Source organism: Streptosporangium heterodermiicola, from assembly GCF_051390675.1.
GTDB lineage: Bacteria > Actinomycetota > Actinomycetes > Streptosporangiales > Streptosporangiaceae > Streptosporangium.
The window spans coordinates 1-26,402 of sequence record NZ_JBPJSR010000025.1; the positions used below are offsets into that span (position 1 = coordinate 1).

Annotated in this window: 19 protein-coding genes; 8 read left to right on the plus strand and 11 right to left on the minus strand. The window is 70.6% G+C overall.

Translation table 11 applies throughout. From position 1 onward, the window contains the following. Window positions 1-239: 239 nt before the first annotated feature. On the minus strand, window positions 240-1,136 hold the full coding sequence (locus ACSC1Q_RS36090; RefSeq protein ID WP_436763214.1) for an aminoglycoside phosphotransferase family protein: 897 nt from the start codon (window positions 1,134-1,136) through the stop codon (window positions 240-242). Between the two features lie 230 nt (window positions 1,137-1,366). After that, window positions 1,367-2,329 carry a serine hydrolase domain-containing protein gene (locus ACSC1Q_RS36095; protein ID WP_436763215.1) on the minus strand — a complete coding sequence of 321 codons (963 nt, stop codon included), beginning with the start codon at window positions 2,327-2,329 and terminating at the stop codon, window positions 1,367-1,369. 1,167 nt (window positions 2,330-3,496) lie between these two features. Between ACSC1Q_RS36095 and ACSC1Q_RS36100 the strand changes: the two genes are divergently transcribed. Together ACSC1Q_RS36100 and ACSC1Q_RS36105 are read left to right on the plus strand one after the other, a co-directional pair. After that, the gene (locus ACSC1Q_RS36100) at window positions 3,497-4,684 is read left to right on the plus strand and encodes a sugar phosphate isomerase/epimerase family protein (protein ID WP_436763216.1); all 1,188 of its coding nucleotides are present in this window, start codon (window positions 3,497-3,499) and stop codon (window positions 4,682-4,684) included. Between the two features lie 224 nt (window positions 4,685-4,908). After that, window positions 4,909-8,250 (plus strand): PQQ-dependent sugar dehydrogenase, encoded by a 3,342-nt coding sequence (locus tag ACSC1Q_RS36105; protein WP_436763217.1) that lies wholly within the window; start codon window positions 4,909-4,911, stop codon window positions 8,248-8,250. A gap of 307 nt (window positions 8,251-8,557) precedes the next feature. Here the strand turns inward: ACSC1Q_RS36105 and mctP are convergent, their stop codons facing one another. The 4 genes from mctP to ACSC1Q_RS36125 all read right to left on the minus strand — a co-directional run bounded on the left by mctP (window position 8,558) and on the right by ACSC1Q_RS36125 (window position 12,749). Then, window positions 8,558-10,192, minus strand: coding sequence for a monocarboxylate uptake permease MctP (gene mctP, locus ACSC1Q_RS36110; RefSeq protein WP_436763218.1), 1,635 nt, complete (start codon window positions 10,190-10,192; stop codon window positions 8,558-8,560). A gap of 4 nt (window positions 10,193-10,196) precedes the next feature. Then, entirely contained in the window at window positions 10,197-10,409 is a 213-nt protein-coding gene (locus ACSC1Q_RS36115) for a DUF3311 domain-containing protein (RefSeq protein ID WP_389911087.1), read from the minus strand. A 532-nt stretch (window positions 10,410-10,941) separates the two neighbouring features. Next, the gene (locus ACSC1Q_RS36120; protein ID WP_436763219.1) at window positions 10,942-11,496 is read right to left on the minus strand and encodes a VOC family protein; all 555 of its coding nucleotides are present in this window, start codon (window positions 11,494-11,496) and stop codon (window positions 10,942-10,944) included. A gap of 62 nt (window positions 11,497-11,558) precedes the next feature. Next, a complete protein-coding gene (locus ACSC1Q_RS36125) occupies window positions 11,559-12,749 on the minus strand; it encodes a cytochrome P450 (RefSeq protein WP_436763220.1) in 1,191 nt (396 codons plus the stop codon). Window positions 12,750-13,056: 307 nt separating this feature from the next. On the opposite strand from ACSC1Q_RS36125, the gene ACSC1Q_RS36130 reads away from it, so the two are divergent. After that, window positions 13,057-13,971, plus strand: coding sequence for an SDR family oxidoreductase (locus ACSC1Q_RS36130; RefSeq protein ID WP_436763221.1), 915 nt, complete (start codon window positions 13,057-13,059; stop codon window positions 13,969-13,971). A 107-nt stretch (window positions 13,972-14,078) separates the two neighbouring features. Here ACSC1Q_RS36130 and ACSC1Q_RS36135 read toward each other — a convergent pair whose 3' ends face one another. Then, window positions 14,079-15,272, minus strand: a complete 1,194-nt coding sequence (locus ACSC1Q_RS36135) for a helix-turn-helix transcriptional regulator (RefSeq protein ID WP_436763222.1) — start codon at window positions 15,270-15,272, stop codon at window positions 14,079-14,081. A gap of 58 nt (window positions 15,273-15,330) precedes the next feature. Further along, window positions 15,331-17,097 carry a CocE/NonD family hydrolase gene (locus ACSC1Q_RS36140; RefSeq protein WP_436763223.1) on the minus strand — a complete coding sequence of 589 codons (1,767 nt, stop codon included), beginning with the start codon at window positions 17,095-17,097 and terminating at the stop codon, window positions 15,331-15,333. Between the two features lie 417 nt (window positions 17,098-17,514). On the opposite strand from ACSC1Q_RS36140, the gene ACSC1Q_RS36145 reads away from it, so the two are divergent. The 3 genes from ACSC1Q_RS36145 to thyX all read left to right on the plus strand — a co-directional run bounded on the left by ACSC1Q_RS36145 (window position 17,515) and on the right by thyX (window position 21,896). After that, window positions 17,515-19,656 carry an anthranilate synthase component I gene (locus ACSC1Q_RS36145; protein ID WP_436763224.1) on the plus strand — a complete coding sequence of 714 codons (2,142 nt, stop codon included), beginning with the start codon at window positions 17,515-17,517 and terminating at the stop codon, window positions 19,654-19,656. 123 nt (window positions 19,657-19,779) lie between these two features. After that, window positions 19,780-21,105, plus strand: a complete 1,326-nt coding sequence (locus ACSC1Q_RS36150; protein WP_436763225.1) for an amidohydrolase — start codon at window positions 19,780-19,782, stop codon at window positions 21,103-21,105. A gap of 98 nt (window positions 21,106-21,203) precedes the next feature. Then, complete coding sequence (gene thyX / locus ACSC1Q_RS36155; protein ID WP_436763226.1) at window positions 21,204-21,896, plus strand: FAD-dependent thymidylate synthase; 693 nt, start codon at window positions 21,204-21,206, stop codon at window positions 21,894-21,896. Window positions 21,897-21,933: 37 nt separating this feature from the next. Here the strand turns inward: thyX and ACSC1Q_RS36160 are convergent, their stop codons facing one another. Next, window positions 21,934-22,536, minus strand: a complete 603-nt coding sequence (locus ACSC1Q_RS36160; RefSeq protein ID WP_436763227.1) for a response regulator — start codon at window positions 22,534-22,536, stop codon at window positions 21,934-21,936. Window positions 22,537-22,560: 24 nt separating this feature from the next. Next, window positions 22,561-23,625: a sensor histidine kinase gene (locus tag ACSC1Q_RS36165; RefSeq protein ID WP_436763314.1), complete on the minus strand. Its 1,065-nt coding sequence runs from the start codon at window positions 23,623-23,625 to the stop codon at window positions 22,561-22,563. Window positions 23,626-24,074: 449 nt separating this feature from the next. On the opposite strand from ACSC1Q_RS36165, the gene ACSC1Q_RS36170 reads away from it, so the two are divergent. Continuing rightward, on the plus strand, window positions 24,075-24,962 hold the full coding sequence (locus tag ACSC1Q_RS36170; protein ID WP_436763228.1) for an ABC transporter ATP-binding protein: 888 nt from the start codon (window positions 24,075-24,077) through the stop codon (window positions 24,960-24,962). A gap of 162 nt (window positions 24,963-25,124) precedes the next feature. After that, a complete protein-coding gene (locus ACSC1Q_RS36175) occupies window positions 25,125-25,844 on the plus strand; it encodes an ABC transporter permease (protein ID WP_436763229.1) in 720 nt (239 codons plus the stop codon). A gap of 76 nt (window positions 25,845-25,920) precedes the next feature. Here the strand turns inward: ACSC1Q_RS36175 and ACSC1Q_RS36180 are convergent, their stop codons facing one another. After that, window positions 25,921-26,250: a ubiquitin family protein gene (locus ACSC1Q_RS36180; protein ID WP_350977370.1), complete on the minus strand. Its 330-nt coding sequence runs from the start codon at window positions 26,248-26,250 to the stop codon at window positions 25,921-25,923. Window positions 26,251-26,402 lie beyond the last annotated feature (152 nt).

The window sequence follows — 26,402 nt, forward strand, 5'->3', positions numbered from 1 at the left end:
CGTTATCTGAGGGCCCTCACCGTTGGTGGGGGCCTTCATGTTTTTCCGTGGTTTTCATGTAGGGAGGGGCCTCCACCAGCCGGTGGGGGCCCTTTTCGCGTTAAGGGGGCGTCCACGTTAAGGGCAGGTGGAGGGCAGTGGAGAGTATGAGGCCTGTTGACTGATATTCGTCGGTATTCACCGATCGGCCGGCTCGTAGTTCGGGAAGCCGAGAATCGGGACAAGACGGGCTTACCGCATTAGATGCCCTTCAGAACGCGATCAAGTGCCGCCCGGCCTGCGGGTCCCCAGTTCGGCTTGCCACCGGGAAGGCCTCGATCCCCGTTCTGTCCCATGAGCATCAGGAAGAGGCTCTTCACAGCGGCCAGCCCGCGGGCGCGCCGGATCGCCGCCTCGTCTGCCTGTGCGTACATGTCGAAGAACCGTGAGGCCGTGCCCGCGGGTAGCAGGACCCACGCGGCGGCGAGGTCCCACGCCGGATCGCCGGCGAACAGGTCACCGAAGTCGATGATGCCCGAGAGCGTTCCGTCCGAGACGACGACGTTCGCGGGATGGAGGTCGCCGTGCACCCACACCGGCGGGCCCTCCCACGCCTGTGCCGCGACGGCGTCGTCCCAGACGTCCCGGACGTCGGCGGCGATGTCGTCGGGGGCAACGGCCTGGAAGAAGCTCTCGAAGCCGTCCGTGCAGTTCCTGGGATGGGTGCCGCGGTCCGTGGCGATCGGCGCCTCGGCGGGCGCCTCCACATGGAGCGCCCGGAGGAAGCTCGCCAGCGTGTCGGCCGCGTGGGCGCCGCGGCTGATCGAGCCGTGGTCCAGCGGCTCGCCGGGAACCCACGTCATCACGGTCCAGTGCTTGGGGAAGCGCTCGGACGGTTCGCCGAACCGCACCGGGGTCGGCACCGGGAGCGGCAGGCGCGGGGCCAGCACGGGTAGCCACCGTCGCTCCTTGAGCTGGAGCTCCGGGGTGGGGTCCATGCGCTGCATGCGCACGGCCAACTCGTCCCCAAGGCGCCACATCTGGTTGCCCCAGCCGCCCGCCACCTCGCGGACGGCCAGCCCCGCGAGGTCCGGATGCTGCTCCCGCAGCAGGTCGCGGACCAGGTCCGCGGTGATCTCGATCTCGGCGTCGGTCATGCGAAGTCACACTACTGAGGCGGGAGGCGGAGCGGCTCTCGCTCTCCGCAAACCCGCCCAAGCCGACGGTGCTCATCGCCCGCCGCGACGCCGCCGTCGACCTGGGCGTGCCCACCTATCGCGACTTGGCCCAGACCCTCACCCTCTCAGGGGAGCCCCGCTTCGGAACGCGCGGGCAACGGCCTGACAACCAGCGGCATTGATGATCGTTTCATGGTTCGGAGAAGGGCTCATCGGCACATGAGTCTCCCCGCCGCCGCGATCGCCTGCCCGGCCGCCGGGGAGTTGAGCTGAACCACCACCTGGCGCCGGCCGTCCTCGCTGCTCATGGCGATCCCCGAGTATCCGTAGATCATTCCGGAGTGGTTCCACACCCGGGTGCCGCATGGCAGCCTGTCGGCGAAGACGCCCAGACCGTCCGCACGCTTCAGCGCGTCCCCCTCGGGTAATCGCCTCTTGGCGGGTTCATCGCCGGACACGGCCCGCTTCCCGCCGAACAGTGCCTCGTAGAAGGCGCCCACGTCCCTCGCGGTCGACACCAGCCCGCCCGCGGACCAGAAGATCGAGGAGTTCACGACCGTCGCTCCCGGGCCGTCGCCCTGCCTGCCCGCGGCGAGGCCGGGTGGCCGTAGCTCCCGAGGTAGTTCGGTGTCGCGCAGTTTCAGGGGCTCGGTGACGCGCTCGCGGAGCACCTCCGCGTAACTCCGACCGGTGACCTTCTCGATGACGAGACCGAGAAGGATGAAGTTGCCGTTGGAGTAGCGGTTCACCCCGCTCTTCCCGGGCCTGCCGCCGTAGCCGAGCAGTTCTCGCGGCGGCCAGTCGCGCGTGTGCATGCCGCCGTCGACGATGGCGTCCATGAAGCGGGAGTCGGTGAGATAGTCCGGTATCCCGCTGGTGTGGTTGAGCAGTTGTTCCACGGTGACCCGGTCGGCACCGGGAAGGACGCCGGGGAGCAGCCTGCCGAGCGTGTCGCGAAGGGCCAGCCGCCGCTCACGTACCAGCTGGAGTGTGATCGCCGCGGTGAACGTCTTGGTGATGCTCGCGATCCGGAAGCGGTGGTCGACCCGCATCGGGGTGCGCGTCGCCGGGTCGGCGAACCCGGAGGCGGCCTCCTGGATCTTTCCGTCGTCACGGACGTGTACGACGGCTCCCGGGGACCCGGCCGCCGCCACCAGGTCGTCCGCGATCACCTGGAGGGCCGGGGCCGAGTCGGCCGCGCCCGGTGTCGCGGGGGACCTCGGCCGCTCATCGGAAGAAGAGGAAGAAGAGGAAGAGGAAGAAGGGGACGCGGGCGCGGGGCTCGTCCGCGGGGAAGAGGCCGACGGGGAAGAGGCCGGCGCAGGAGAGCCCGACGAGGAAGAGGTGGGCGGGGCGGCGCCGGGGGCCGGGGTGCAGGCGGTCAACGCGATCACCAGCGAGATGGCTCCGAGTCCGGCCGCACGCATCCGGCGTTTCCCTTCTCGTGCCTCGTGTTCCTCGCCGGGATCATCACTTCTCCTTGAGCGCGGAAACCTCCGCCTCCGGGCGGGAGGGATGTCAAGACGCTACAAGCGGCGTAGCGAATGGGAAAGCCCGCCTGGTGGAGGCCCGGTCCTCGGGTGGAGGTCCGGTTGCCGGCAGGCCAACGTCGGCGCAGGCCCACGTCGGCAGGTCCAATGTCGGCGGGTCCGGGCTCGCCGGTCGGCGAGATGCCGGGGTGTTCCGGCCTCGCCGGTGGGCGAGGCGCTCGGCGACCTCGGGTCACTCGATGTGTCACAGCAAGCTCGATGTGTCACATCAGGACATATCGCCCGACATGCCACTCGATGCTTCTGTCGATTATGAGCGAAAGTTTTAGGTTTCTCAACCAAAGTACCCCTCGCATAGGCTCCGTGACGGTTCGTGGCGAGGTGGCCCGCTCGTTGATCGGCGAGCTCGCAGGTCCGGCCGGTGCGGACGTCGAGGGGGGGTGTCTGGAGGCGCTAACTGCTCATATCGTTACAAACCAAGTCTGTTGTGGCGCCCTGGAGGGCGGTCACCCCACCTCATCAGGGAAGATCCCTCGTTCGGAGGCTCTCGGGGACCCGGTTGGCGGGGCCATACGCCGAGGGGACTTTGGTCGCTTATCGTAGAAAGTTCAATTGATCATGACAAAAGTTCTTCCTAAAACGGCAGAAGACGCGTAACTTCCACGCCAAGTTCTCTGCACAACATCAAGAGGGCGTGGTGAGTCGGTCGGTGGCGTTCGCGGGCGGATCTCCTCGGAGAGGTGACCCGCCGGACGAGGCCCCGGCCTGCGGTGGAGAGGAGTCGGCGGTCACTCGGTTGAGGCATCGGGGATCACGGGACTCCATCCACCCACACGGAGGCAGGAAACCATGAGCGCACACGAAGAAGAGACCGGCGAGGTCGCGGGCGCGCTGCGCCGCGGGCTCGGGCTGAACCGCCGCCAGTTCCTCGCGGCCACGACGGGGGTCACCGCGGTGGCCGCCGTCTCGGCGGTGGGCCCGCTCGCGTCGGCCGCGTACGCCTCACCCGGTGGTGACCAGGAGCGTGGTCAGGGCCACGGTCACGGTGACCGGAACGCACTGGTGCCCGATTCCAAGCGGGGCATCATCCTCTACACCGTCCGTGACGTGATCTCCCGTGACCCGGCGGCGAGCACGAGCCTGCCGGCCGGTTTCCGCCGCGTGTTCGAGGAGCTCTCGCGGATCGGCTACCGGCAGGTGGAGTTCGCCGGCTACCGCCAGCACGCGAACGCCGAGGGCGGGGCCGACCTGGAGACCGTCGAGGGTGCCAGGCTGCTGCGCCGGTGGCTCGACGACAACGGGCTCAAGGCCCAGGGCAACCACGGCTTCATCCCCGGCTCGTGGCCCCTCACCGAGGCCGACCTCGACCGCTTCGAGCGGACCCTGGAGATCGCCAACATCCTCGGCATGGAGCACGTGGGCACCGGAGGCGACCCGACCAACAGCGCCTACAAGGCTGACTGGGACCTCGCGGCCCAGAAATGGAACGGTCTCGGCTCGATCGCCTCGGCCGCCGGGCTCAAGCTGTACACGCACAACCACGACGCGGCGTACGGTTTCCTCCTCGACACAGGCCCGCTCGACGAGCTCGGCCGGCCCACCCGCTCGTCGGGCGTCCGGAAGCTGGAGTACTTCCTCGACACCACCAGCCGCAGGCACGTCTACCTCGAAATGGACATCTTCTGGGCGCACGTTGCGCAGTACAGGTTCCGCACGTACACCGCGCGCAACGGCTCCACCCGGACCGACGTCTTCGACCCGCTGAAGCTCGTACGACAGAACGAGAAGCGGTTCCCGCTGTTCCACGCCAAGGACGGGAAGTCCAACACGGCGACCGGCAACGGGTACGACATGGTGCCGTTCGGCACCGGTGACATCGACTACCGCGCCTTCTTCTCCAAGCTGGACGTCGAGAAGCGCCACAACCCGATGTACGAGCAGGACAACGCGCCCGGAGGAGCCGAGGAGCCGGGCCGCTCGCTCCAGTACGCCGACCTCAGCTACCAGAACCTGGCCGCCCTGCGCCGTCGCCGCTGAGATCCCGGCGGACCCTCAGAACCTCCCCCGAAGAACTTCTCCCCGAAGAAGAACCCCTCGAAGAAGAACCCTCCGAAGAAGAACCCCTTCGAGAGCACCTCGAAGAGCACCTGGAAAAAACCCGGAGACGGGTCCGGCGGACCGCCACGTGATCGAAGCCGTTACCGCGGCACGCGTGGCGATCCGCGCTGTCCTGACACCCCCCGAAGAAAAGGCTCAGGAAGTTGAAGCGCACTCGCGCCATGCTCGGTGGAGCACTGGCCGCCCTGCTGTTGCCCCTGGTGGTGCCCGGCACCACCTCCGTACAAGCCCAGACCAACGTCCTGGACGCCCCCACGGACTGGTCGAACTACGAGAAGATCACGCTGACCAAGAACGTCGGCGAGCCGATCGACCTGGCGGTCCTGCCCGACAAGCGGGTGCTGCACACCGCCCGTAACGGCGACATCCGGCTGACCGACGGCGCCACCGGCCTCACCAAGGTCATCAACACGATCCCCGTCTACGCGAACTCCGAGGACGGTCTCCAGACGATCGCGATCGACCCGGAGTTCGCCGAGAACAAGTGGGTCTACGTCTACTACGCGCCCAGGACGATGACGGCGCCGTACCCGGAGACGACCCCCACCGGTTCGGCGCCCAACTCGCTGCCCGCGGGCGCGGGCGAGTCGTACTGGAACCAGTGGAAGGGCTACAACCAGCTGTCGCGGTTCAAGTGGACCGGTGACGCGCTGGACCTCTCCACCGAGCAGGTCATCATCAAGGTCGAGACGCAGCGCGGGCAGTGCTGCCACGTCGCGGGCGACGTGGACTGGGACGCCGCGGGCAACCTCTACCTCGTCACCGGCGACAACACCCCCGCGGGCACGCCCGGCGCCAACGGCATGGCGCCCAACAACGACGCCCCCGGGATGAACCCCGGGCTCGACGCGCGGCGCGGCGCGGGCAACAGCAACGACCTGCGCGGCAAGATCCTGCGGATCACGGTGGCGGAGGACGGCACCTACACCGTCCCGGCCGGCAACCTGTTCCCGCCGGGAACGGCCAAGACGCGTCCTGAGATCTTCGTGACGGGCGTGCGGAACGCCTTCCGGATGGACGTCGACGACGTGACCGGCACGGTCTCCTGGGGCGACTACGGCCCCGACGCCGGGGCGACCGACCCCGTCCGCGGGCCCATGGGCTACGTCGAGTGGAACGTCACCCCCATCGACAAGCCGATGAACAGCGGCTGGCCGTACTGCACCGGCAACAACTTCAACTACAACGACTGGAACTTCGCGACCTCGACGCCGCGCCAGGCGTTCGACTGCGCGGGAGGGCCGACGAACACCTCCCGCTGGAACACCGGTGTCGAGAAGCTGCCGGCCGCGACCCCCGCGGACCTCTACTACGGTGACAACGCCACCCACCAGCCCGCGGAGTGGGCCGGGCTCACCGAGTTCGAGCCGGCGGGCGGCCAGGGGCCGATGGGCGGTCCCGTCTACCACTACGACGCGGCGAACCCGTCGACGACGAAGTTCCCGGCGTACTGGGACAAGAAGTTCTTCTTCGGCGAGTTCTCCCAGGACTACCTCGCGGCGTTCACCGTGACGGGGTCGGACGGGCCGGTGACCAAGCTGGAGCACTTCCTGCCCAACGACGCGCTGACCGCGGCGGTCATGCCGATCACCGACAGCCCGATGGACATCGAGTTCGGTCCCGACGGGTCGCTGTACGTGCTCGACTACGGCGACGGCTTCTTCCGCGCCAACCCCGACGCGGGCCTCTACCGCATCGACTACGCCGAGGGGAACAAGACGCCGCAGGCGAAGATCGTCGCCAAGCCGGTGTCGGGCAGCGCCGCGCCGCTCACCGTCGCGTTCAGCGCGGAGACGTCCACCGACGCCGAGCCGGGCGCGCTGACCTACGAGTGGGACTTCGACGGCAACGGGACCTTCGACGCCACCGGCGTGACGGCCTCGCACACCTACCCGGCGCTCGGCCAGTACTCCGCCAGGCTCCGCGTGACCGACGCGCAGGGCAAGTTCGGGCTCACCTCGACCGAGATCACCGTGGGCAACACCGCGCCCGAGGTGACCATCCAGACCCCGGGCAACGGTTCCTTCTTCAACTGGGGCGACGCGGTGCCGTTCCGGATCGGGGTCTCCGACAAGGAGGACGGCAACAACCCGGTGTGCAGCCGGGTGCAGTGGACCTTCGGCCTCGGCCACGACGCGCACGCGCACCCCGAGACCCTCGGTTCCGGATGCTCGGGCGCCTGGCCGACACCCGCCGACGCCCCCGAGCACGGCGAGACCGAGAACATCTTCGGCGTCGTCGTCGTGAGCTACCGGGACAACGGCGCCGGTGACATCCCCGGGGCGCTCGGCGACGCCACGCTCATCCTCAACCCGAAGGAGCTGCAGGCCGAGCACTCGGACGCGAACAGCGGCGTCACCAGGGTGGAGGACGAGAGCGCGTCCGGCCTGGCGAAGATCACCTCGTTCGACGCCGGGGACTGGATCGCGTACGACCCGGTGAACTTCGCCGGTGTCACCGGCGTGAAGACCCGCGCCTCCGGCGCGGGAACGTTGTCGCTGCGCTGGGGCTCGGAGACGGCGGAGCCGTTCGCCACCGTCACCGTGCCCGCCGGATCGGGCTGGCAGACCATGGACACCTCGCTCACCGGTGCCCCGGCGGGCAGCGGCAAGCTCTACGTCACCTCGACCGGCGGCGTGGAGGTCGACGGGTTCACCTTCCAGGGCGACGGTGTCTCCGACGAGACGCCTCCGACCGTGTCGGCCACTCTCGCCCCGGCCGCGCCGGGCGGGGAGAACGGCTGGTACACCGGCAACGTCACGCTGACGGTCACCGCGACCGACAACGGCACGGTGTCGAGCCGCCAGTACTCGCTCGACGGCACGACGTGGTCGAACGCCAACAACCCGGTCACCCTGACCGCCGACGGGACGGCCACCGTCCGCTACCGGGCGACCGACAGCGCGGGCAACGTCTCGCAGGTCGGCACCGCCACGGTGAAGATCGACAAGGCCGCCCCGGTCCTGACCGTGAGCGGGGTGGAGCCCGGCAAGTACGGTGACTCCGCGTCCGTCACGCCCGTCTTCTCGGCGGCCGACGCGACGTCGGGGGTGGCGAGCGTGACGGCGGCCATCGGTGACCTGGAGGTGGTCTCCGGCCAGCCGCTCGCCCTGTGGAAGCTGGCGCTCGGCGCGCACACGCTGACCGTCACCGCGAAGGACAAGGCGGGTCACGTCACGAAGCAGACCGTCGCGTTCGAGGTCACGACCTCTGTCGCCGACGTGGAGAAGCTCATCGACCTCTTCGAGGCGGCCGGGCAGCTGTCGGCCTCCGGCGCCGCGAAGCTCCAGGACAAGATCTCCAAGGTCATGGTGTCCGAGGACAAGGGGCGCGAGCGCGACAAGAAGAAGATCGTCAAGAAGCTTGAGCGCTTCGTCGAAACGGCCAACGACCCGAAGATCGTCTCCAACCCGGTGGTGAAGGCCACGCTCCTGCGTGACGCCAACGCCCTGATCGCGCAGTTCAGCGCTCCGGCCGCCGAATAACGCCGACACGCCGATGCCGCCACGCTGACGGCGACGCGCTGACGGCGAAGTGCTGACGGCGACGCGCTGACGACGCGGGGGGAGAGCCTGACAGGCTCTCCCCCCGTGCTCGCTTCCGGGACCCGGTGGGTGACGGAGGCTCACGACCTCGTAACCGTGTCACCTGACCGGGTCCGCCGGTGGGTGACGGGAGGCTCGTGGCCACGTCGCCCGGGACCGGGGTCCCGGAGCCGGGGTGGTACGGGTCCGTGTGCCGGCCGATCCCGGAGCCGGGATGGTACGTCCGTGTGCCGGTCGATCCCGGGGCCTAGGGCTTGGGGCTCGGAGCCGGATCCGTCCCGTGGGTTCCGGGGGCGGCGAGGTCGAGGTCCTTGATCCTGGGGTCGCCCTCGTCGGCGAAGTAGTGGTCGGGCTGGGTGGCGTCGACACCCTCGGCCGTCTTCGTGGCGCGGGCGACGACCGTGCCGAGCGCGGCGACGGCCAGGTTGACCGCGAGCGCGAGGACGCCCGCGTAGATCGTCATCTTGGTGTCCAGGCCCAGCTTCTCCAGCGGGAACGCGGACCCGGCGAAGTGCAGCTTGCCGGTGGCCGGGTTGCCGATGTTGTAGAGCAGGAGCATCCCGGCGCCCATGCCGCCGATCCATCCGGCGATCAGGCCGCTGCGGTGGAACCAGCGGGTGTAGAGGCCGAGCGCCACCGACGGGAGCGTCTGCAGGATGATGACGCCGCCGATGAGCTGCAGGTCGATGGAGAAGCCGGTGTCCAGGAACAGGATGCACAGCACCGCGCCGACCTTGACGAGCAGTGAGGTGATCTTCGAGACGCGGGCCTCGTCGGCGTCGCTCGCGTGCGGCTTCAGGTACTCCTTGTAGATGTTGCGGGTGAACAGGTTCGCCGCGGCGATCGACATGATGGCCGCCGGGACCAGTGCGCCGATGCCGATCGCGGCGTAGGCGACGCCGGTGAACCAGTCGGGGAACATCTTGTCGAACAGCTGCGGCACGATCGTGTTGTTGTCGGTGCCGATGGGCTTGATCCCGGCCGAGATGGCCATGAAGCCGAGCAGCGCGATCAGGCCGAGCAGCAGGCTGTAGGCGGGCAGCGCCGCCATGTTCCGCTTGATCACGCCGCGGTTCTTGGAGGCGAGCACGCCGGTGATGCTGTGCGGGTAGAGGAACAGCGCGAGCGCCGATCCCAGGGCCAGCGTCACGTACTGCAACTGGTTGTTCGCGTTGAGCAGGATGCCGTCGCCGGGCGCGGCGCTGGCGGCGAACTTGGCCTGGGCGTCGCCGAAGATGCCCGACCAGCCGCCCTCGATCTGGGCCGGGATCGCGAAGATCGCCACCAGGATCACGATGTAGATCAGCGTGTCCTTGACGAACGCGATCAGCGCGGGCGCGCGCAGGCCCGACTGGTAGGTGTACGCGGCCAGGATCGCGAACGCGATGATGATCGGCAGGTGGCCGGTCACGCCCATCGACTTCAGCACGGCCTCGATGCCGACGAGCTGGAGCGCGATGTAGGGCATCGTCGCGACGATGCCGGTGATCGCGACCAGCAGCGCCAGCGTGGGGGAGCCGAACCTGGCCCGGACGAAGTCGGCCGGGGTCACGAAGCCGTGCACGTGCGAGACCGACCAGAGGCGGATCAGCACCAGGAAGACGATCGGGTAGACCACGATCGTGTACGGCACCGCGAAGAAGCCCATCGCGCCCGCGCCCCAGATCAGGGCGGGCACGGCCACGAAGGTGTAGGCGGTGTAGAGGTCACCGCCGATGAGGAACCAGGTGACCCACGAGCCGAAGTTGCGGCCGCCGAGCCCCCACTCGTCGAGGCTCGCCAGGTCGTCCGGGCGACGCCAGCGCGCGGCCACGAATCCCATGCCGCTGACCAGCAGGAACAGCACGGAGAAGATGATGATCTCTGTCAGGTGGGCTTCCATCGGGTCACCGCCGCCGCTTCGTCATCTGGTAGACGATCGTGGTGCACGTGACACCGACCGCGATGAAGGCGAGCTGGAGCCAGTAGAACAGCGGGAAGCCGAGGAGCCGGGGCTCGTCGGAATTGTAGAGAAACGGGAGCAAAGGTAGGATGATCGGTACGATGAGCAGCCAGTTCCATGGGCTGCGATCGCTCCGGTTCCCGTTTGGAGTGGTCAACGCGATCTCCTTGAGCTGGAGAAGGGACGTCCTGGCAGGACCGTCCCCTTCGGCTGACCGGCAGCGTAATTACACGGCCGTTTCATTCAGGTCACCGAGCGCCGAGTGGCACGGGTGGCGCGACGAGCGGTAGCCCGGCGTCGCCGTCGGACTCCCTGCCCAGGTCACGAGGGTCGCGCCTCCCGGGCGGGCCCACTTCGCCGACGATCTTCCACCGGTCACCGAATCCCCGGCGCGGCTTCCTTGACATGGCCGAGCAAGTTCTCGTAAAGGCATGGCGCGTAAAGGGGGTCATGCGGCAGGAGGTGCGGGACCCGGTGCGCGGTCTCGCGCGGTACCGCCCGCCCGTACGTGCGCCCTCCCGTACGTGTGCCCGTGGGTACGCCCGTACGTGTGTACGACGGTGTCGTCGGGCCTGTCTCGCCGGGTGGGCTTCAGACGGTTTCTCGGCTTGAGCGGTATATCGGCCCAGACACCCGTCGGCCCAGACACCCGTCGGCCCAGACACCCGTGGGCCCGGACGCCCGTCGGCTCAGACGGTCCTGTCGGCGGCGGTCCTCGGCTCGTGCCGTACGTCCTCCGGCAGGCCGAGGTCCCTGGTCCAGGCGGCGAACTCCACCAGGATGCCGTCGGGGTCCTTGAAGTAGATCGACCGGACGAACACGCCCTCTCCCATGGCGGGGGCTACGCCGAACTCGCTGTCGTCGTGGTTGAGGATCACCCCGACGTCCACGCCCTTGGCGATGAGCTTGTCGCGGTACTCCTCGATCCGGTCCGGGGCGACGTCGAGGGCGATGTGGTTCATCGAGCCGACCGCGGAGAGCAGCTCACCCCGGTCGGGCAGGTTCTTCGGCGCCGAGACGCCGGGAACGCCCTCGGGCGCGTCGGGGAACCAGAAGAACGCCAGCGCGTTGCCGCCGCCGCAGTCGAAGAAGAAGTGCTGCCCCCAGCCCATCGGCAGCTCGATCGTCTTGATCAGGGGCATGCCCAGTACGCCGGAGTAGAAGTCGACCGTCCGCCTCATGTCCGAGCACACCAGCGCGAGGTGGTTGATCCCGCGCAGCTCGAACTCGGTGTTGCCCGCCATGTTCTCCTCGCCTCCTCCGGTGACGACTCGGATAATGAACTGCTTATCACAGGGAGCGGCGGTCACCAGGCGACCTTCAGGGACGACAGGCCGTACACGAAGCTGAGGGAGCGGAAGTGCGCCTCGGGCTCGGCCTCGCGCAGCTCGGGGAAGCGCCTGAGCAGCGCGGGGAAGGCGACGCACATCTCCATCCGCGCCAGCGGCGCCCCCAGGCAGTGGTGCACGCCGTGGCCGAAGGCCAGGTGGCCGGGCGCGCCCCTGGAGATGTCCAGCAGCTCCGGATCGGACAGGAACGCGGGATCGCGGTTGGCGCCGAGCAGCGCGCACATCACCGGCTCACCGGGCCCGATCTCCTGCCCGGCGATCTCGACCTTCGTGGTGGTCGTCCTGAAGGTGCTGGAGTGGACGACGCTGAGCCAGCGCAGCAGCTCCTCCACCGCGGCGTCGACGCGATCGGGCTCCTTCTTGAGCAGTTCCAGCTGGTCGGGGCGGCGCAGCAGGGCCAGCGTGCCCAGCCCGAGCATGTTGGAGGTGGTCTCGTGACCGGCCACCAGCAGCAGGCCGCCGATGCCGATGAGCTCGTCCGTCGTCAGGTCGGCGTGCTCGCGCACCAGCGTGCCGAGCAGTTCCTCACCCGGGCGGGCCTGGGCGCGGGCGACCAGCTCGGCCATGTAGGCGCGCGACTCCGCCTGTGCCGCCCCGCGCTCCTCGGCGGACGCCGACACGTCGAGCAACCGGCCGGTCCTGCGCTGGAAGTCCTCCCGGTCGGCGTACGGCACGCCCAGCAGCTCGCAGATCACCAGGGAGGGCACCGGCAGCGCGAACGACGACACCAGGTCGGCCGGGGATCCCGCGCGCTCCATCGCGTCCAGGTGGTCCTCGACGATGCACATGATCCGCGGCTCCAGCCGGCGTATCCGGCGCAGCGTGAACTCCGGGGTGAGAATCCGGCGCAGCCGGGTGTGCTCGGGAGGATCGAAGGCGAGGAGGTTGCCCGCGCGGAGCGCGGCGATCTCCTCCTCGCTGTTCCGGACGCCGGGCAGCTGGAAGGTGACCGGCTGGGCGCTGCTGAACCGTTCCGCGTCGCTCAGCACCGCGCGCACGTCCTCGTAGCGGGTCACCAGCCAGGCGTCGACACCCGGCGGCGTCCTGACGAGCCGTACCCCCTCCCCGTCCCGCAGCGCCTCCAGCTCCGGATCGGGATCGAACCCCGCTCGCCGCATGTGCGGCGGCAGCGCCGGAGACTCGCTCATGGGACCCCCTGGATGACTCACCGTTCTGACCATTCCGAAAAAACGCTAGCAACCCATCGATTGCGCGCGAAGGATCCCGACGGCCGTCCGAGGTCTGTGTCGTGCCACTGACCGGCAACCACTTGCTCCGGCCCGCTTCGACGGCGTCGTACGCACCGAGGTCCTCGGCCTGGAATCGGAACGCCCGCCGCAGGTCTCCCGTGGAGTGGGACGCGGGTCGTCACGGCCGTCCGGGCGCTGTGTCCTTCGGCGGGCATGCCGTGAAAACATGACAGTAGATGTCCTGTTTTCGCGGCACGCTGGCCTCATGACAAGAACGCTGGAAGGTAAGGTCGCCCTTGTCGCGGGGGCGACGAGGGGGACCGGCCGGGGAATCGCGGCGGAACTGGGCGCGGCCGGCGCCACGGTCTACTGCACCGGCAGGAGCACGCGGGCGCGGCGCTCGGAGATGGACCGGCCGGAGACCATCGAGGAGACGGCCGAGCTGGTGACCGCCGGGGGCGGGCACGGCATCGCGGTCCAGGTGGACCACCTGGACCAGGAGCAGGTGCGCGCCCTGGTGGAACGGATCAGGAACGAGCGGGGCAGGCTCGACATCCTCGTCAACGACGTCTGGGGCGGCGACCCGCTCACCGAGTGGCACGTCCCCGTCTGGAAGCACTCCCTCGACGACGGCCTGCGCATCCTCCGGCTGGCGGTGGACACCCACCTCATCACCAGCCACCACGCCCTGCCCCTGCTGATCGAGAATCCAGGGGGCATGGTGATCGAGGTGACCGACGGCACCCTGGAGTACAACACCGTCAACTACCGGCTCTCGGCCTTCTACGACCTGGCCAAGATCTCGGTGAACCGCCTGGCGTTCAGCCAGGCCCACGAGCTGCGCCCGCACGGCTGCGCCGCGATCTCGCTCACCCCCGGCTGGCTCAGGTCGGAGAACATGCTGGAGCTCTTCGGCGTCACCGAGGAGAACTGGCTGGACGCCACCGAGAAGCAGCCGCACTTCGTGATCTCCGAGACGCCCGCCTTCACCGGCCGCGCGGTCGTCGCCCTCGCCACCGACGAGGACCGGACGCGCTGGTCGGGCCAGTCGGTGTCCAGCGGGCAGCTCGCCCAGGTGTACGGCTTCACCGACGTCGACGGCAGCAGGCCCGACGCCTGGCGCTACATCGAGGAGGTCGAGAGCAAGGGCAAACCGGCCGACGCCACCGGCTACCGCTGACCGGGACCGGCACCGCCACCGCCACCGGAGCCGGCGTCGGGACCGGGACCGGCACCCCGGGCCGGGACCGTCGGCGGGGAAGGCCGGTTGAGATCCCCGGCCCGGGGTCAGCGCCCCGGCGCGTCGTCGGTGTCGCCGGTGTCGCTGGTGTCGCCGGTGCCGGGGGTGTCCGCGGGAGCGGGGGGCGCGGCGTACAGGTCGCGCAGGCGGGTGGCGGCTTCGGCGAGACGGGTACGGAGGCCGGGCGGGCCGACGACCTCGGCCTCCGGGCCGAAGCGGAGGATCTGGCTGTAGGCGACCTCCGGTGACTCGACGGGCAGGCGGAACGTGACCCACCCCTGCCCGTCGGGCTCACCGGCGGAGGCGAGGGCGGAGGCGAGGGCCGCCGGGTCGGCGACGGCGGGGAGCGCGCGGCGCCCGGCCGGGCTGAGCCGTACGGTGACGTGCCCGGTGAGCAGGGAACCGGCGAACTGCGCCGCCCTCTCGCTCCAGAACGCGGCCAGGTCGAAGGCCTCGTCCCGTTCGAAGCGCAGGCCGGAGTGGATCTCGACCTCGTCGAAGCGGTCGACCCGGTAGATGGCGAACCGGGTCGCCAGGTACCAGACCCCCGCCTTCAGCACGAGCCCGTACGGCTCCAGGCGCCGGGCGGCCCCGGCCTGCTCGGACCGCCCGCTCTCCCCGCTCTCTCCAGCTGCTCCGGTTCGCTCGTCAGGCGCTGTCCGGCCGTCGTGTTCGGCCTGTCCGGCCTTCTGGGTTCCGCCGGTCCTGCCGGATCGGTCGGTCCGGTCGGCCCGCTCGCCCGGCCGGGTGCGCGTGGCACGCCGGTAGAGGGCGGTGACCGGGTGGTCGCCCCACACCGCCCTGGCCAGGGGCGCCAGCGCCGCCGGTGGGGGCCGCTCGCTCGCGAACCAGCCGGGGGCGTCCAGGTGGAAGCGCTGAGCCGCGGTCGCGGGGGCGTCGCGGAGGCCGGGGGAGAGCGCGGCGGAGGCCTTCAGCCGCGCCGTGGCCGCCACCTCGCTCAGTCCCATCTCCCGCAGCGCCTCGGGTACGCCCGACAGGAACAGCGCCTCGGCCTCGGCGCGGTCCAGCCCGGTGAGGCGGGTGCGATAGCCGTCCAGCAGCCGGTAGCCCCCGCCCCGCCCGCGGTCGGCGTACACCGGCACCCCGGCCTCCGACAGGGCGAGCACGTCACGGTGGACCGTCCGCTCGGAGACCTCCAACTCCCTGGAGAGCTCCACCGCGGTCATCCCGCCCCGGGCCTGGAGCAGCAGCACCAACGACATCAACCTGGCCGCACGCACTCCCCGACCCTAGCCCCGGCGGGGCGAAACGGGGCCGGGAAGGGGCTCAGGAAGGGGCTCAGGAAGGGGCGAGGGGCAGGACGACCGCGGACGGGTGGGACGGGTCGTGGAAGATCTCGTGGTCGGTCGTGACCATCGCGCTGCCCGTGCCCAGCGGTTCACCGGTGCCGAGGTTGCGGGCGAACCGGGGGTACGCGCCCCCGGCGACGTGCACGCGGATCCGGTGGCCGCGCCGGAAACGGTGCCCGATCGGCCACAGGTCCACCCGGACCCGGCGGATCCCGTCGTCCCCGGCGGGCGGATCGCCGGGGACCAGGCGGCGCACGCCCTCGCACACGTTGTAGGAGGAGCCGTCCGGGTGCACGTCGCAGACCCGGACCACCACGTCGGCGTGTCCGGTGCCCGAGCGTACGTACAGGTCGGCGAAGACCGGGCCGATCATCTCCGTGTCCCGCCGCAGCTCGGGGCCGGTGTAGACGAGCACGTCGCGCCGGGCCTCCAGCCTGCGGTTGTCGCGCGGTTCCGAGTTGCCCAGCAGGACCGGGCCGCCCAGCGCGGGCGTCGGGTGCGCGGGGTCGTAGCGGAAGCGGTCGGGCCCGGTGCCGTCCGGGCCGCCGGGGTCGGCGAGGTCGGCGGGGCCGTCAAGGCTTTCGGGAACATGAGGGGCATCGAGCGCGCCGTCCGCACCGGGAGCGCCGGGGACGCCGGGGACGCCGGGTGCACCGGGGGTGCCGGGGGCACTGAGTGCGTCAGGGGTGCCGGGGGCGTCGGGGGAGAGGGCGAAGCCGGGGCGCAGGTGCCAGCGCTGTTCCCGTACGCCGGGCACCGGCCAGTCGGAGTAGTCGCGCCACTCGTCCGCCCCCGTCACGTACAGCCTGACCGGCTGCTCGCGCAGCCCCGACGGGTCGCCGAGCAGGTGCGCGCGGAACCAGGCGAGCGCCTCGGCGTTCGCCACCCGGCCGTGCCGCACGTCCGCGTGGTACCAGGGGCCGATCGTCAGGTACGGGCGCCGCCCCGCGGCCCGCATCGCCATGTAGTCCTTGATCTGCCAGGGCAGGAAGACGTCGTACCAGCCGCCGACCATGGTGACCGCGGCCTCCACCTCGCCCACGGAGGCGGAGAAGTCGCGCCTGCCCCAGTAGGCGGCGGGTTCCGCGTGGTGGGTCAGCAGGTCCTGGAAGAACGGCATGCCCCTGCCCGCCGACAGCGTGTCCAGCTCCCCGAGCGGGCGCCCCGACAGGGCCGCGCGGCGCGTCCTGCGCGGGATGAGCAGGGCGCTCGCCCCGCCGAACGGCCGCTCCATGGAGGCGGTCAGCGTGGTCCACATCAGCGACGACTCCAGCGCGAACGCCCCGCCCACGTAGGCGGCGTCCCGGAACTGGGAGGCGGTCACCGAGGTGGACATGGCCTTGAGGTCCGGCCCGGCGAACGGGGCGACGGCCCACTGCGCGTACCCCAGGTAGGAGGGGCCGTGCATGGCGAGACTCCCGCCGTACCAGTCCTGGTCGCGCAGCCAGGCCAGTGTGGCCAGCCCGTCGTCGTGCTCGTCGCCGAGCGGGTCGAGCAGGCCGCCCGAGCCGAAACCGCCCCGGCAGCTCTGTATCACGACCTGGAACCCGTGCTTGGCGAACCCGCGCCCGAAGGTCCGCCCGAACACGCCGCGCCTTCCGTAGGGGGAGCGGACCAGGATCGCGGGCGGGCGTACGGCGCCGACCGGCGCGTAGTGGTCGGCCAGCAGGGTGACCCCGTCGAGCATCGGCACCGGCAGGTCGCGCTCGACCGTGACCCGGTGGACGGCCGCCCGCGGCCAAGTGATCATCCCCATGCGCTCTCCTCGTGCGGCCCCGTGATTACCCACTGGTAACAGAACATGGCCCGCGATGGCCAGAGCCCGCCGGTGTGAGGCTCGCCATCCTCCGGTCCCGCCGGCCTCACCGGCCCCGGTTCTCACCAGGAGGTATCAGAAGGCACCAGGAGGTGCCGGGAATCACCGGGAACCGTCGGAAGCGGGGATCTCCGCCGTTCCTGACGGGCCGGGCCGGGCGTGGTGTCACGTTGCATGATCGCGGTCGCCGCCGGTACTCTGGCCACATGCGACACCCGACTACCCTTCAGTGGTGGCGCCGCTTCTGAGCGGCGCAGGTTTCGCATTCGCGAGCAGACAGGCGGCCGCCCGGGGAGGCGGCCTTTTCTGTGTCCGCCCCCTCAGGGCATCGGGAAGACAAAGAGGGGCGATACAGCAGTGGAGACGAGCCGATATACCACCGCCGGCGGCATAGGGGTCGAGGTCACCGCGTCCGACGTGCCCGAGACGGTGCTTGAGGACGTCGTCACGACGCTCGGCGAGCGCCGTGGCGGAGTGCTCTCCTCCGGGATGGAGTATCCCGGCCGCTACAGCCGATGGCACCTCGCCTACGTCGACCCCTGCCTGGAGATCGTGGCCAGGGGACGCAGGATCTCCGCCCGCGCGCTGAACGCCCGGGGCAGGGTGGTCCTGCCCGCCGTCGTGTCCTGCCTGCTGGCGGCGGGCAAGCCCGTCGAGGAGCCGACGGCCGACCTCGTCGAGGTCCACGTGGACGAGTCCGAGGACATCCTCCCCGAGGAGATGCGCAGCCGCCGTCCCACGGTCTTCACCGCGATCCGCGAGGTCATCGCCGCGTTCAGGGGCGAGAACGAGCACCTGGGCCTGTACGGCTCCTTCGGCTACGACCTCGCCTTCCAGTTCGAGCCGATCAGGCAGGTCCTGACGCGGGCCGCCGACCAGCGTGACCTCGTGCTGCACCTGCCCGACCGGGTGATGGTGATCGACCGCAAGCGGGAGACCAGCAAGGAGTTCCGCTACGAGTTCACCGTGGACGGCGTCTCCACCCACGGGCTCGCCCGCGAGGGGGAGGTCGTGCCGCTCACCCCGCCGCCCGCCGAGCTCCCGGCCGACCCCGAGAAGGGCTCCTACGCCGAGGTGGTGGCCGCGGCCAAGGAGAAGTTCGTCCGTGGCGACCTGTTCGAGGTCGTCCCCGGCCAGGTCTTCCACGCGCCCTGCACCGACCCGGCCGCCTTCTACCGGGGGCTGCGCAAGGTCAACCCGGCGCCGTACGAGTTCCTGTTCAACCTCGGCGAGGGCGAGCACCTGGTCGGCGCCTCCCCGGAGATGTACGTCCGGGTCAGCGGCGACCGCGTCGAGACCTGCCCCATCTCCGGCACCATCGCCCGAGGCGGCAACCCCATCGAGGACGCCGACGCGATCCGTACCCTCCTGTCCAGCGTGAAGGAGGAGTCGGAGCTGACCATGTGCACCGACGTCGACCGCAACGACAAGTCCCGCATCTGCGTGCCCGGGACGGTCCAGGTGATCGGCCGCCGCCAGATCGAGATGTACTCCCGGCTCATCCACACCGTCGACCACATCGAGGGCCGGCTGCGCCCGGAGTTCGACGCCCTCGACGCCTTCCTCACCCACATGTGGGCCGTCACCGTCACCGGCGCCCCCAAGACCTGGGCGATGCAGTTCATCGAGGACCACGAGGCCACCACCCGGCGCTGGTACGGCGGGGCGGTCGGCTACATCGGCTTCGACGGCTCGATGAACACCGGCCTGACCCTGCGTACCGCGCAGATCCGCGGCGGGGTCGCCACCGTCAGGGCCGGGGCCACGCTGCTGTTCGACTCCGACCCCGAGGCCGAGGAGCGGGAGACCGAACTCAAGGCCAGCGCCCTGCTGGGCGCCCTGGCCGCGGTCGGCGCGGCCCCGCGGGAGCGGGCCGAGGCGCAGGTGGCCGCGGAGCTGCCGGGAGAGGGGATGAAGGTGCTGCTCGTCGACCACGAGGACTCCTTCGTCAACACCCTCGCCGACTACTTCCGCCAGCAGGGCGCCGAGGTCGTCACGCTCAGGCACGGCTTCCCCGTCACGATGATCGACGAGATCGCGCCCTCCCTGGTGGTGCTGTCGCCCGGCCCCGGCTGGCCGTCCGACTTCGGGCTGCCCGGCCTGGTCGGCTCCCTCTACGAGCGCGACCTGCCGGTGTTCGGCGTCTGTCTCGGCCTGCAGGGCATGGTGGAGCAGGCGGGCGGCACCCTGGAGCTGCTCTCCCACCCCGAGCACGGCAAGCGCGGCCGGGTGCGGCGGCTGGGCGCCAGCGCCCTGCTCGACGGGCTCCCCGAGGAGTTCACCGCCGCGCGCTACCACTCGGTCCACGCCAAGCGGCCGGGAGTCGCCGGGTTCACCGCCACCGCGTTCACCCCGGACGGCGCGGTGATGGCGATCGAGGACGTGGAGCGACGCCGCTTCGCGGTGCAGTTCCACCCCGAGTCGATCCTCACCGCCGAGGGGGGCGCGGGCGCGAAGATCATCGCCAACGTTCTCCGGCTCTGCCGCAAGGGCGGGTAAAGACCTCGTGTTCCACGCCCGGCGGTCACGCCGGGCGGCCCTAGAGTTCTCCCCGTCGTGGAGACCGCCGGGCGTACCGGGCCGGAACCGGCCGGTACGCCCGGCGGCGGGGGAGGAGCGGGCATGAGGTCGGACGGCGTGCTGCCCGTCGAGCTGCCCGACGCCGTACGGGAGGCGCTGCTGGCGCCGCTCGTCGACCACAACTGCCGGGGCGTACGCCGCGACGACCTGACCCGGGCCAGGTTCGAGACGCTGCTCACCGACGCGGGGACCCCCGCGCCGCCGGGCACGACCCACTTCGACACCCCCGCGGGCGCCGCGGTCCGCCGCTGGTGCGCCCCCGTCCTCGGCCTCGCCCCGCACGTGCCGCCCGCCGTCTACCTGGCCCGCAGGTCGGAGCTCGGCGCGGCCGAGGTGAACCGGCGGCTGCTGGGCGCCGCGGGGATCTCCACCTTCCTGTTCGACGACGCCGAGGACGCCCACGGCTCCGACGGTTCGACGGGTCACGCGGACGGCGCGGGCGGCGCGGACGGCGCGGACACCGTGCGGGTCGTCCACATCGAACGGGCCGAGGAGGAGGTCGCCGGGGCCGCCGTCTCCGGGGTCTCCTACATCTCCGCCCTCGCCCAGAGGCTCGCCGAGCGGGCCGTCCACGCCGTCGCCCTGAGGTCGGCCGCCGCCCACCGCTCCGGCCGGCATCTCGACCCGGCCAGGCCGAGCCGGGGAGCGGTGATCGCGGCGGCCACCCGGCGGCTGGCCTGCCCGGGGGAGAGGCTCACCGACCAGGTGCTGCTGCGCCACCTGCTCTGGACGGCGGTCGACGTGGCCAGGGAGTACGGGCGGCCGCTGCAGTTCCACACCGGCCTCGCCCGCTACACCGGCGGTACGCGCCCCGGCGCCCACCCGGGGCGCGGTGGCGGCCCCCTCTTCGGCGCTCGCGGCCACCAGACCTACGGAGGTCGCGGTCACGCCGGTCTTACCGGAGCCTCCGGCCCCTCCGGAGGGCACGCCGGTTCCGGCTGGGGGCCCGATTCCGGGCCGCACGGCGCGGGGCCGGGACCGGTGGCCGGGTTCATCGTGGCGGCGCAGCCGGTGGGCGTGCCCTTCGTACTGCTGCACTGCCACCCGTTCCACCGCCAGGCCGCGCATCTGGCCGGTGCCCTCCCGCACGTGTACGTCGACGTGGGAGCGGCCCTGACCCGCAGCGCCACGGGGTCGGCCGCGGTCATGGCGGAGCTTCTGGAGCTTGTGCCGTTCCACAAGCAGCTGTTCGGTTCCGGTGGCCACGGCGTGGCCGAGACCTGCCATCTCGGCGCCCTGCACTACCGGCGCGGCCTGGCCGGGGCACTCGCCGCGCGGCTCGCCGACGGGGAGTGGAGCGCCGCGGACGCCGCCCGGGTGGCCCAGATGATCGGCTCGGGAAACGCCCGGCGGATATACCGGTTGTGATGTGACGGGTGGGCCCCTGGAATAATGTGGCGACTGTTGATGCGACGAGGGGGAGCAAGTTGACGGACGACGGGGCAGAGGCACGTTTTCTCCACGACGTGACCGTGGAGCTGGTCAAGCACAGCGCCTCCGACACCGACGTGCTCTGGGCCGCGCGGGTCTCGACCGCCGGGGAGCAGTCCCTGGAGGAGGTCGGCAAGGACCCCGAGCGTTCCAGGGGGCTGCTCAACTTCCTGATGCGCGACCGGCACGGCAGCCCCTTCGAGCACAACTCGATGACCTTCCTCGTCAGCGCGCCGATCTTCGTCTTCCGCGAGTTTCACCGCCACAGGGTTGGATGGTCATATAACGAGGAAAGCGGGCGTTACCGGGAGCTTCAGCCCAATTTCTATGTTCCGGGGGCGGGACGGAAGCTGGTCCAGGAGGGACGTCCCGGCAAGTACGTCTTCGCCGAGGGCAGTGCCGAGCAACACAAGATCGTAACTGAGGCGATGGAGTCTTCGTACCGGCAGTCCTACGCCGCCTACCAGGAGATGCTGGAGGCCGGGATCGCCAGGGAGGTGGCCAGGGCGGTGCTGCCCGTCGGTCTCTTCTCGTCGATGTACGCCACCTGCAACGCGCGCTCGCTCATGCACTTCCTCTCCCTGCGCACCAAGAACGAGCAGGCCAGGGTGCCCTCGTTCCCGCAGCGCGAGATCGAGATGGTGGCGGAGAAGATGGAGGCGGCCTGGGCCGGGCTGATGCCTCTCACGCACGCGGCCTTCGTGGCCTCCGGCAGGGTCGCCCCCTAGGGGCCCGATCGCGGGCCGTCGTGCCCGCGATCGGCGCTCACAGCCAGTCGTGTTCGCGCGCGTACCGCGCCGCCTCGTGCCGGGTCCGGGTCTGGGTCTTCTGCATCGCGTTCGAGAGGTAGTTGCGCACCGTGCCCTCCGCCAGGTGGAGCTGGGTGGCGATGTCGGCGACCGCGTAGCCTTCGCGGGTCGCTCGCAGCACGTCGATCTCGCGGTCGGTGAGCGGGCAGTCGTCGACGACGGCGAGGGCGGAGACGTCCGGGTCGATCCATCGCTTGCCCTCGTGCAGGGTCGTGATGACCGAGACGATGTGCGCCGGTTCCGCGGACTTGCTGACGAAGCCCTGGACCCCGAGCCTCAGCGCCTTGCGCAGCACTCCGGGCCTGGCGTGGCGGGTCAGCATGAGGATCACCTGCTCCGGCCGCGCGCGGCGGATCTCCGCGACGGCGCCGAGCCCGTCCATGCCGGGCATCTCCAGGTCGATGACGAGCACGTCGGGCAGGTGCCGCAGCGTGGCCTGGACGGCCGCCTCACCGTCCTCCGCCTCGGCGAGCACGGTGATCTCGCCTTCGAGCGGGAGCAGCGCCGCCAGCGCCTTGCGGAGGAGTGCCTCGTCGTCGGCGAGCACCACGGTGGTCATCGATAGTCCTTCCCCGCCTCAGCCTCAGAGGGCTGTGTTCGAACGGCCGTGCGGGAATGCCGCGGCCGTCAGGAAACGCCCGTCCTTCTGTTCCACGGTCAGCTCGCCCCCGTTGCTCACCACTCGTTCCTTGAGCGTGGCGAGCCCCCGCAGCTCGGGAAGCGGAGCCTCCCGCGCGCCGTCGTTGACGATCGTGATGCCCGACTCCGACAGGGTGATGCGTACCTGCCCGGCCTGCGCGTGCCGCAGGATGTTGGTCGTCGTCTCCCGCAGGACCTGGCCGAGCAGCTCGCCCGCGTGCGCGTCGACCTCGGCCTCACGGTCGACGCGTACGTGGATGCCCGCGGCCTCGAAGAGGTTCTTCGCGTTCTCCAGCTCCGCGGACAGGTTGAGCCGCCGTTGCGCGTAGGCGAGCTCCTTGGTCTGGGTGATGGTGTCGCTGACCAGGGCGTGCACCTCGCGTAGTTCCTGCTCCACGCGTTCGGCGTCGCTGTGCACCAGCTTCTGGGCCAGCGCGATCTTCAGCTTCACCACGTGCAGCGTGTGGCCCTGGATGTCGTGCAGATCGCTGGCGAAACGCATGCGCTCCCGCATGACGGCCAGTTCGGCTTCACGTTCACCTTCCTCCTCCATCTCCACCACGAGGCCGTAGAACCTCTGGTTGGGGAACATGAGGCCGGTCATCGCCGCGGTGACGCCCGCGGGGATGATGACGTACGAGATCAGCACGTCGGAGACCTGTTCCGGTGTCACCAGCAGCCTCGCCGCGCCCACCGCGGCGACGTAGGCGCTCACCCCCAGGGCCGCCCAGCCTCGGCGGCGCGGTAGCTGGGGGACGGACAGGGAGCCCACGACCGAGATGCCGTAGAACGCCGTGTCACTGCCGATCACCAGCGCTCCGAGGGCCCACACGGCCGCGGTGACGATCAGGCAGGGGAGCGCGACGCGGGAGATGTCGCGTGCCGCCCACCGTACGAAGGCCACCAGGGCCGCGACCACGCCCAGGCCCAGGACGACGGCCTGCCACCAGGTCCGGGCGTCCAGCGCCACCAGCAGTGCCCCCACGGCGGCGAGCAGCGGGAGGAACATGACGATATTGAGCCTGCTCAGCCGTTCCCGCGCCGTCCAGGTGTACTTGTGGATCGCGGGTGACCCTGCCCGGGGCGGTCTCGCCGGCCCCTGCCCGGCCGCCGGGTCGCCGGGCCGGGCCGCGGGACCGCCGGAGCGCCCGCCACGGTGAGGGCCGCCGTCCGCGTCAGCCACCGATCGCGCTCCGGCCACGACTCCACGCCACCGGGCGGGGGAACGCCGCGCGGACCACGAGGAAGACGGTCGTGCCGGCCGTCGGCGGAACGCGCGGGGCCTTGGTGTCCATGGGTGGCTCTCCGGGATCTAGCAGGGCGGGGTATGTCCAGTATTCTGCTGATCTCGCAGTGGCATCAGTGACACCGCGTCATATGTTCGCCCAAGAAATGTCATGGCGAGGTCATGACGTTGTCGCACTGCCCGGTGGGCGCGGCGGCTGCTGAGATCGAAGCATGTCCTCCACACCGGTCATCGACGTTGAACGTCTGAACCTCAGCTACGGCGACTTCCACGCCGTGAAAGACCTGTCCTTCCAGGTGGAGCGCGGGGAGCTCTACGCGCTGCTCGGCACGAACGGGGCGGGCAAGACCTCGACCCTGGAGACCGTCGAAGGTCACCGCGCCCCCACCTCGGGCACCGTGCGGGTCTTCGGGAAGAGTCCGCGCGACCGGCGCGCGGTACGGCCCAGGATGGGCATCATGCTGCAGGAGAGCGGATTCTCGCCGGACCTGACGGTGAGGGAGTCGGTCCGGCTGATCGGAGAACTCACGCGGCGCACCGACCGGGTCGAACGCGTGCTCGGCGTCGTCGACCTCACCCGCAAGGCCGGCACCAAGGTCTCCCAGCTCTCCGGCGGTGAGAAACGGCGCCTGGACTTCGCCACCGCCGTGTACGGAACGCCCGAGCTGATCTTCCTGGACGAGCCCACCACGGGTCTGGACATCCAGTCCCGCGACGATCTGTGGGACGTCGTGGACAAGCTGCGCGAGGACGGCTCCACCGTCGTTCTCACCACGCACTATCTGGAGGAGGCGCAGCAGCGCGCCGACCGTGTCGGCCTCATGCACAAGGGCTCCTTCTACCGGGAGGGGACCGTCTCCGAGCTGACGCGGATGCTGCCGGCCGCCATCCGCTTCTCCCTCGCGGCTCCCGTACCCGCCGAGCTGCCGCTGCAGGCCACACGCGAGGGCGACGGGAAGTTCGTCATCGAGACCTTCGGCCTGCAGAAGGACCTGCACACCCTGCTGCGCTGGGCGCGGGACCACGCGGTGGAGCTGCGGGAACTGCAGGCCGGGCCGACCCGGCTCGACGACGTCTTCCGCGCCCTCGGCAACGACTAGACCACCCCGGACCTTCCCTTGGAGCCGGAACCCGCCCGGGGAACTGGAACCCGCCCAGGGAGCCGGAGCTCGCTCAAAGGGCCGGAGCCCGCTCATGGGGCCGTAATCCGCCAAGGAACGGAACGTCCCGAGAAAACCCTCCCAAAGAAAAGGACCTTCGTCATGCTCTCGATCGCTCTCAGTGAGCTGATCCAGATCTTCCGGAACCGATTGGTTCTGGTCACCAGTCTCGTCATGCCCGCGGCGGTCAGCGCGGTCTTCATCTACCAGCACGAGGGCTTCGCGGCCCTGGGCAGCCTCGGATACATCGCGGCGGTGGTCATGTTCACCGTCGGGGCGTTCGGGCTCTACACCACCACGGTCACCACCCTGGCCTCCCGCCGGCAGAACCTCTTCCTCAAGCGGCTGCGCTCCACCGCGGCGGGCGACGCCGGAATCCTCTCCGGGCTGCTCCTCCCGATCACCGTCATCTCGCTGGTCCAGGTGGCCGTGATCATGACCGCGCTGGCCGTGGTCACCGGCGAGCCGGACAACGTCCTCCTTCTGGCGGCGGCCGTCCTCTCGATGGTGGTCATGATGCTCGGCCTGGGGCTGGCCACGGCGGGAGTGACGAACTCCCCCGAGCACGCCCAGGTGACCACGCTGCCCGTCAGCCTCGGCACCATCGCCGTGACCAGCTGGGTGGGGATCACCGGCACCGAGGAACTCACCCTGCTCAAGCGGCTGCTCCCGGGCGGCTCGGCCACCGAACTGGTCCTCAACGCCTGGAACGGCGGCGTCCCCGTCGCGGACTCCCTGTTCCTCCTGGCGCCCACGCTGGCCTGGGTCGTCGTCGCCGTCGCGCTGGCCTCCCGGATCTTCCGCTGGGAGCCGCGCCGATGACGACCGGGACGACGACCGGGGTGGCGGGGTCGCCGAGGCCGGGCCGTGAGGACCCCGGTGTCGTCTCGCGGGCGGGTCAGCTCGTGGTCTCCTGGCGGCGGGAGAGGGCGGGCAGGACGAAGATCTCGGCGCCCGGGGGCAGCGCGCAGTCGAGGCCGCCGAGGTGCCGGGCGTTCTCACCGCAGACGAACATGCTGATGTGGCGGCGGATGCACCCGTAGTCGTCGCGGAGCCGCTGCTCCAGGGACGGATGCGTGCGGCGGAGCATGTCGAGGGCGGAGCCCAGCGTGGGGTGGCCATCGTCGTGGTCGGCGATGGCGAAGACGCGGATCTCGGTGGTCTCGCCCGCCCAGTGCCGCAGCGTGGCGGGAAGCATGAAGGTCACGAGGGTGACTGGTCTGGCCATCGGCTCAGAGCACCGTGTCGCGAGGGGTGGGGTACGGCCGGGGGCCTGGACGGCGGGTGCCGTGGCCGGCCGGGTGCCGCGGGCGGGTGTCGCCCCGGCTGCCGAGGGGCCGCCGCCGGTGGAGGGGACCGGGGACGGGCGTGTGCTGGTGA

Coding starts and splice junctions, on each gene's coding strand:
- ACSC1Q_RS36175 (WP_436763229.1), top strand. CDS start 25,125: ATGCTCTCGATCGCTCTCAGTGAGCTGATCCAGATCTTCCGGAACCGA.
- ACSC1Q_RS36180 (WP_350977370.1), bottom strand. CDS start 26,250: ATGGCCAGACCAGTCACCCTCGTGACCTTCATGCTTCCCGCCACGCTG.
- ACSC1Q_RS36160 (WP_436763227.1), bottom strand. CDS start 22,536: ATGACCACCGTGGTGCTCGCCGACGACGAGGCACTCCTCCGCAAGGCG.
- ACSC1Q_RS36090 (WP_436763214.1), bottom strand. CDS start 1,136: ATGACCGACGCCGAGATCGAGATCACCGCGGACCTGGTCCGCGACCTG.
- ACSC1Q_RS36125 (WP_436763220.1), bottom strand. CDS start 12,749: ATGAGCGAGTCTCCGGCGCTGCCGCCGCACATGCGGCGAGCGGGGTTC.
- ACSC1Q_RS36165 (WP_436763314.1), bottom strand. CDS start 23,625: ATGTTCCTCCCGCTGCTCGCCGCCGTGGGGGCACTGCTGGTGGCGCTG.
- ACSC1Q_RS36100 (WP_436763216.1), top strand. CDS start 3,497: ATGAGCGCACACGAAGAAGAGACCGGCGAGGTCGCGGGCGCGCTGCGC.
- ACSC1Q_RS36140 (WP_436763223.1), bottom strand. CDS start 17,097: ATGGGGATGATCACTTGGCCGCGGGCGGCCGTCCACCGGGTCACGGTC.
- ACSC1Q_RS36130 (WP_436763221.1), top strand. CDS start 13,057: ATGACAAGAACGCTGGAAGGTAAGGTCGCCCTTGTCGCGGGGGCGACG.
- ACSC1Q_RS36150 (WP_436763225.1), top strand. CDS start 19,780: ATGAGGTCGGACGGCGTGCTGCCCGTCGAGCTGCCCGACGCCGTACGG.
- mctP (WP_436763218.1), bottom strand. CDS start 10,192: ATGGAAGCCCACCTGACAGAGATCATCATCTTCTCCGTGCTGTTCCTG.
- ACSC1Q_RS36120 (WP_436763219.1), bottom strand. CDS start 11,496: ATGGCGGGCAACACCGAGTTCGAGCTGCGCGGGATCAACCACCTCGCG.
- ACSC1Q_RS36170 (WP_436763228.1), top strand. CDS start 24,075: ATGTCCTCCACACCGGTCATCGACGTTGAACGTCTGAACCTCAGCTAC.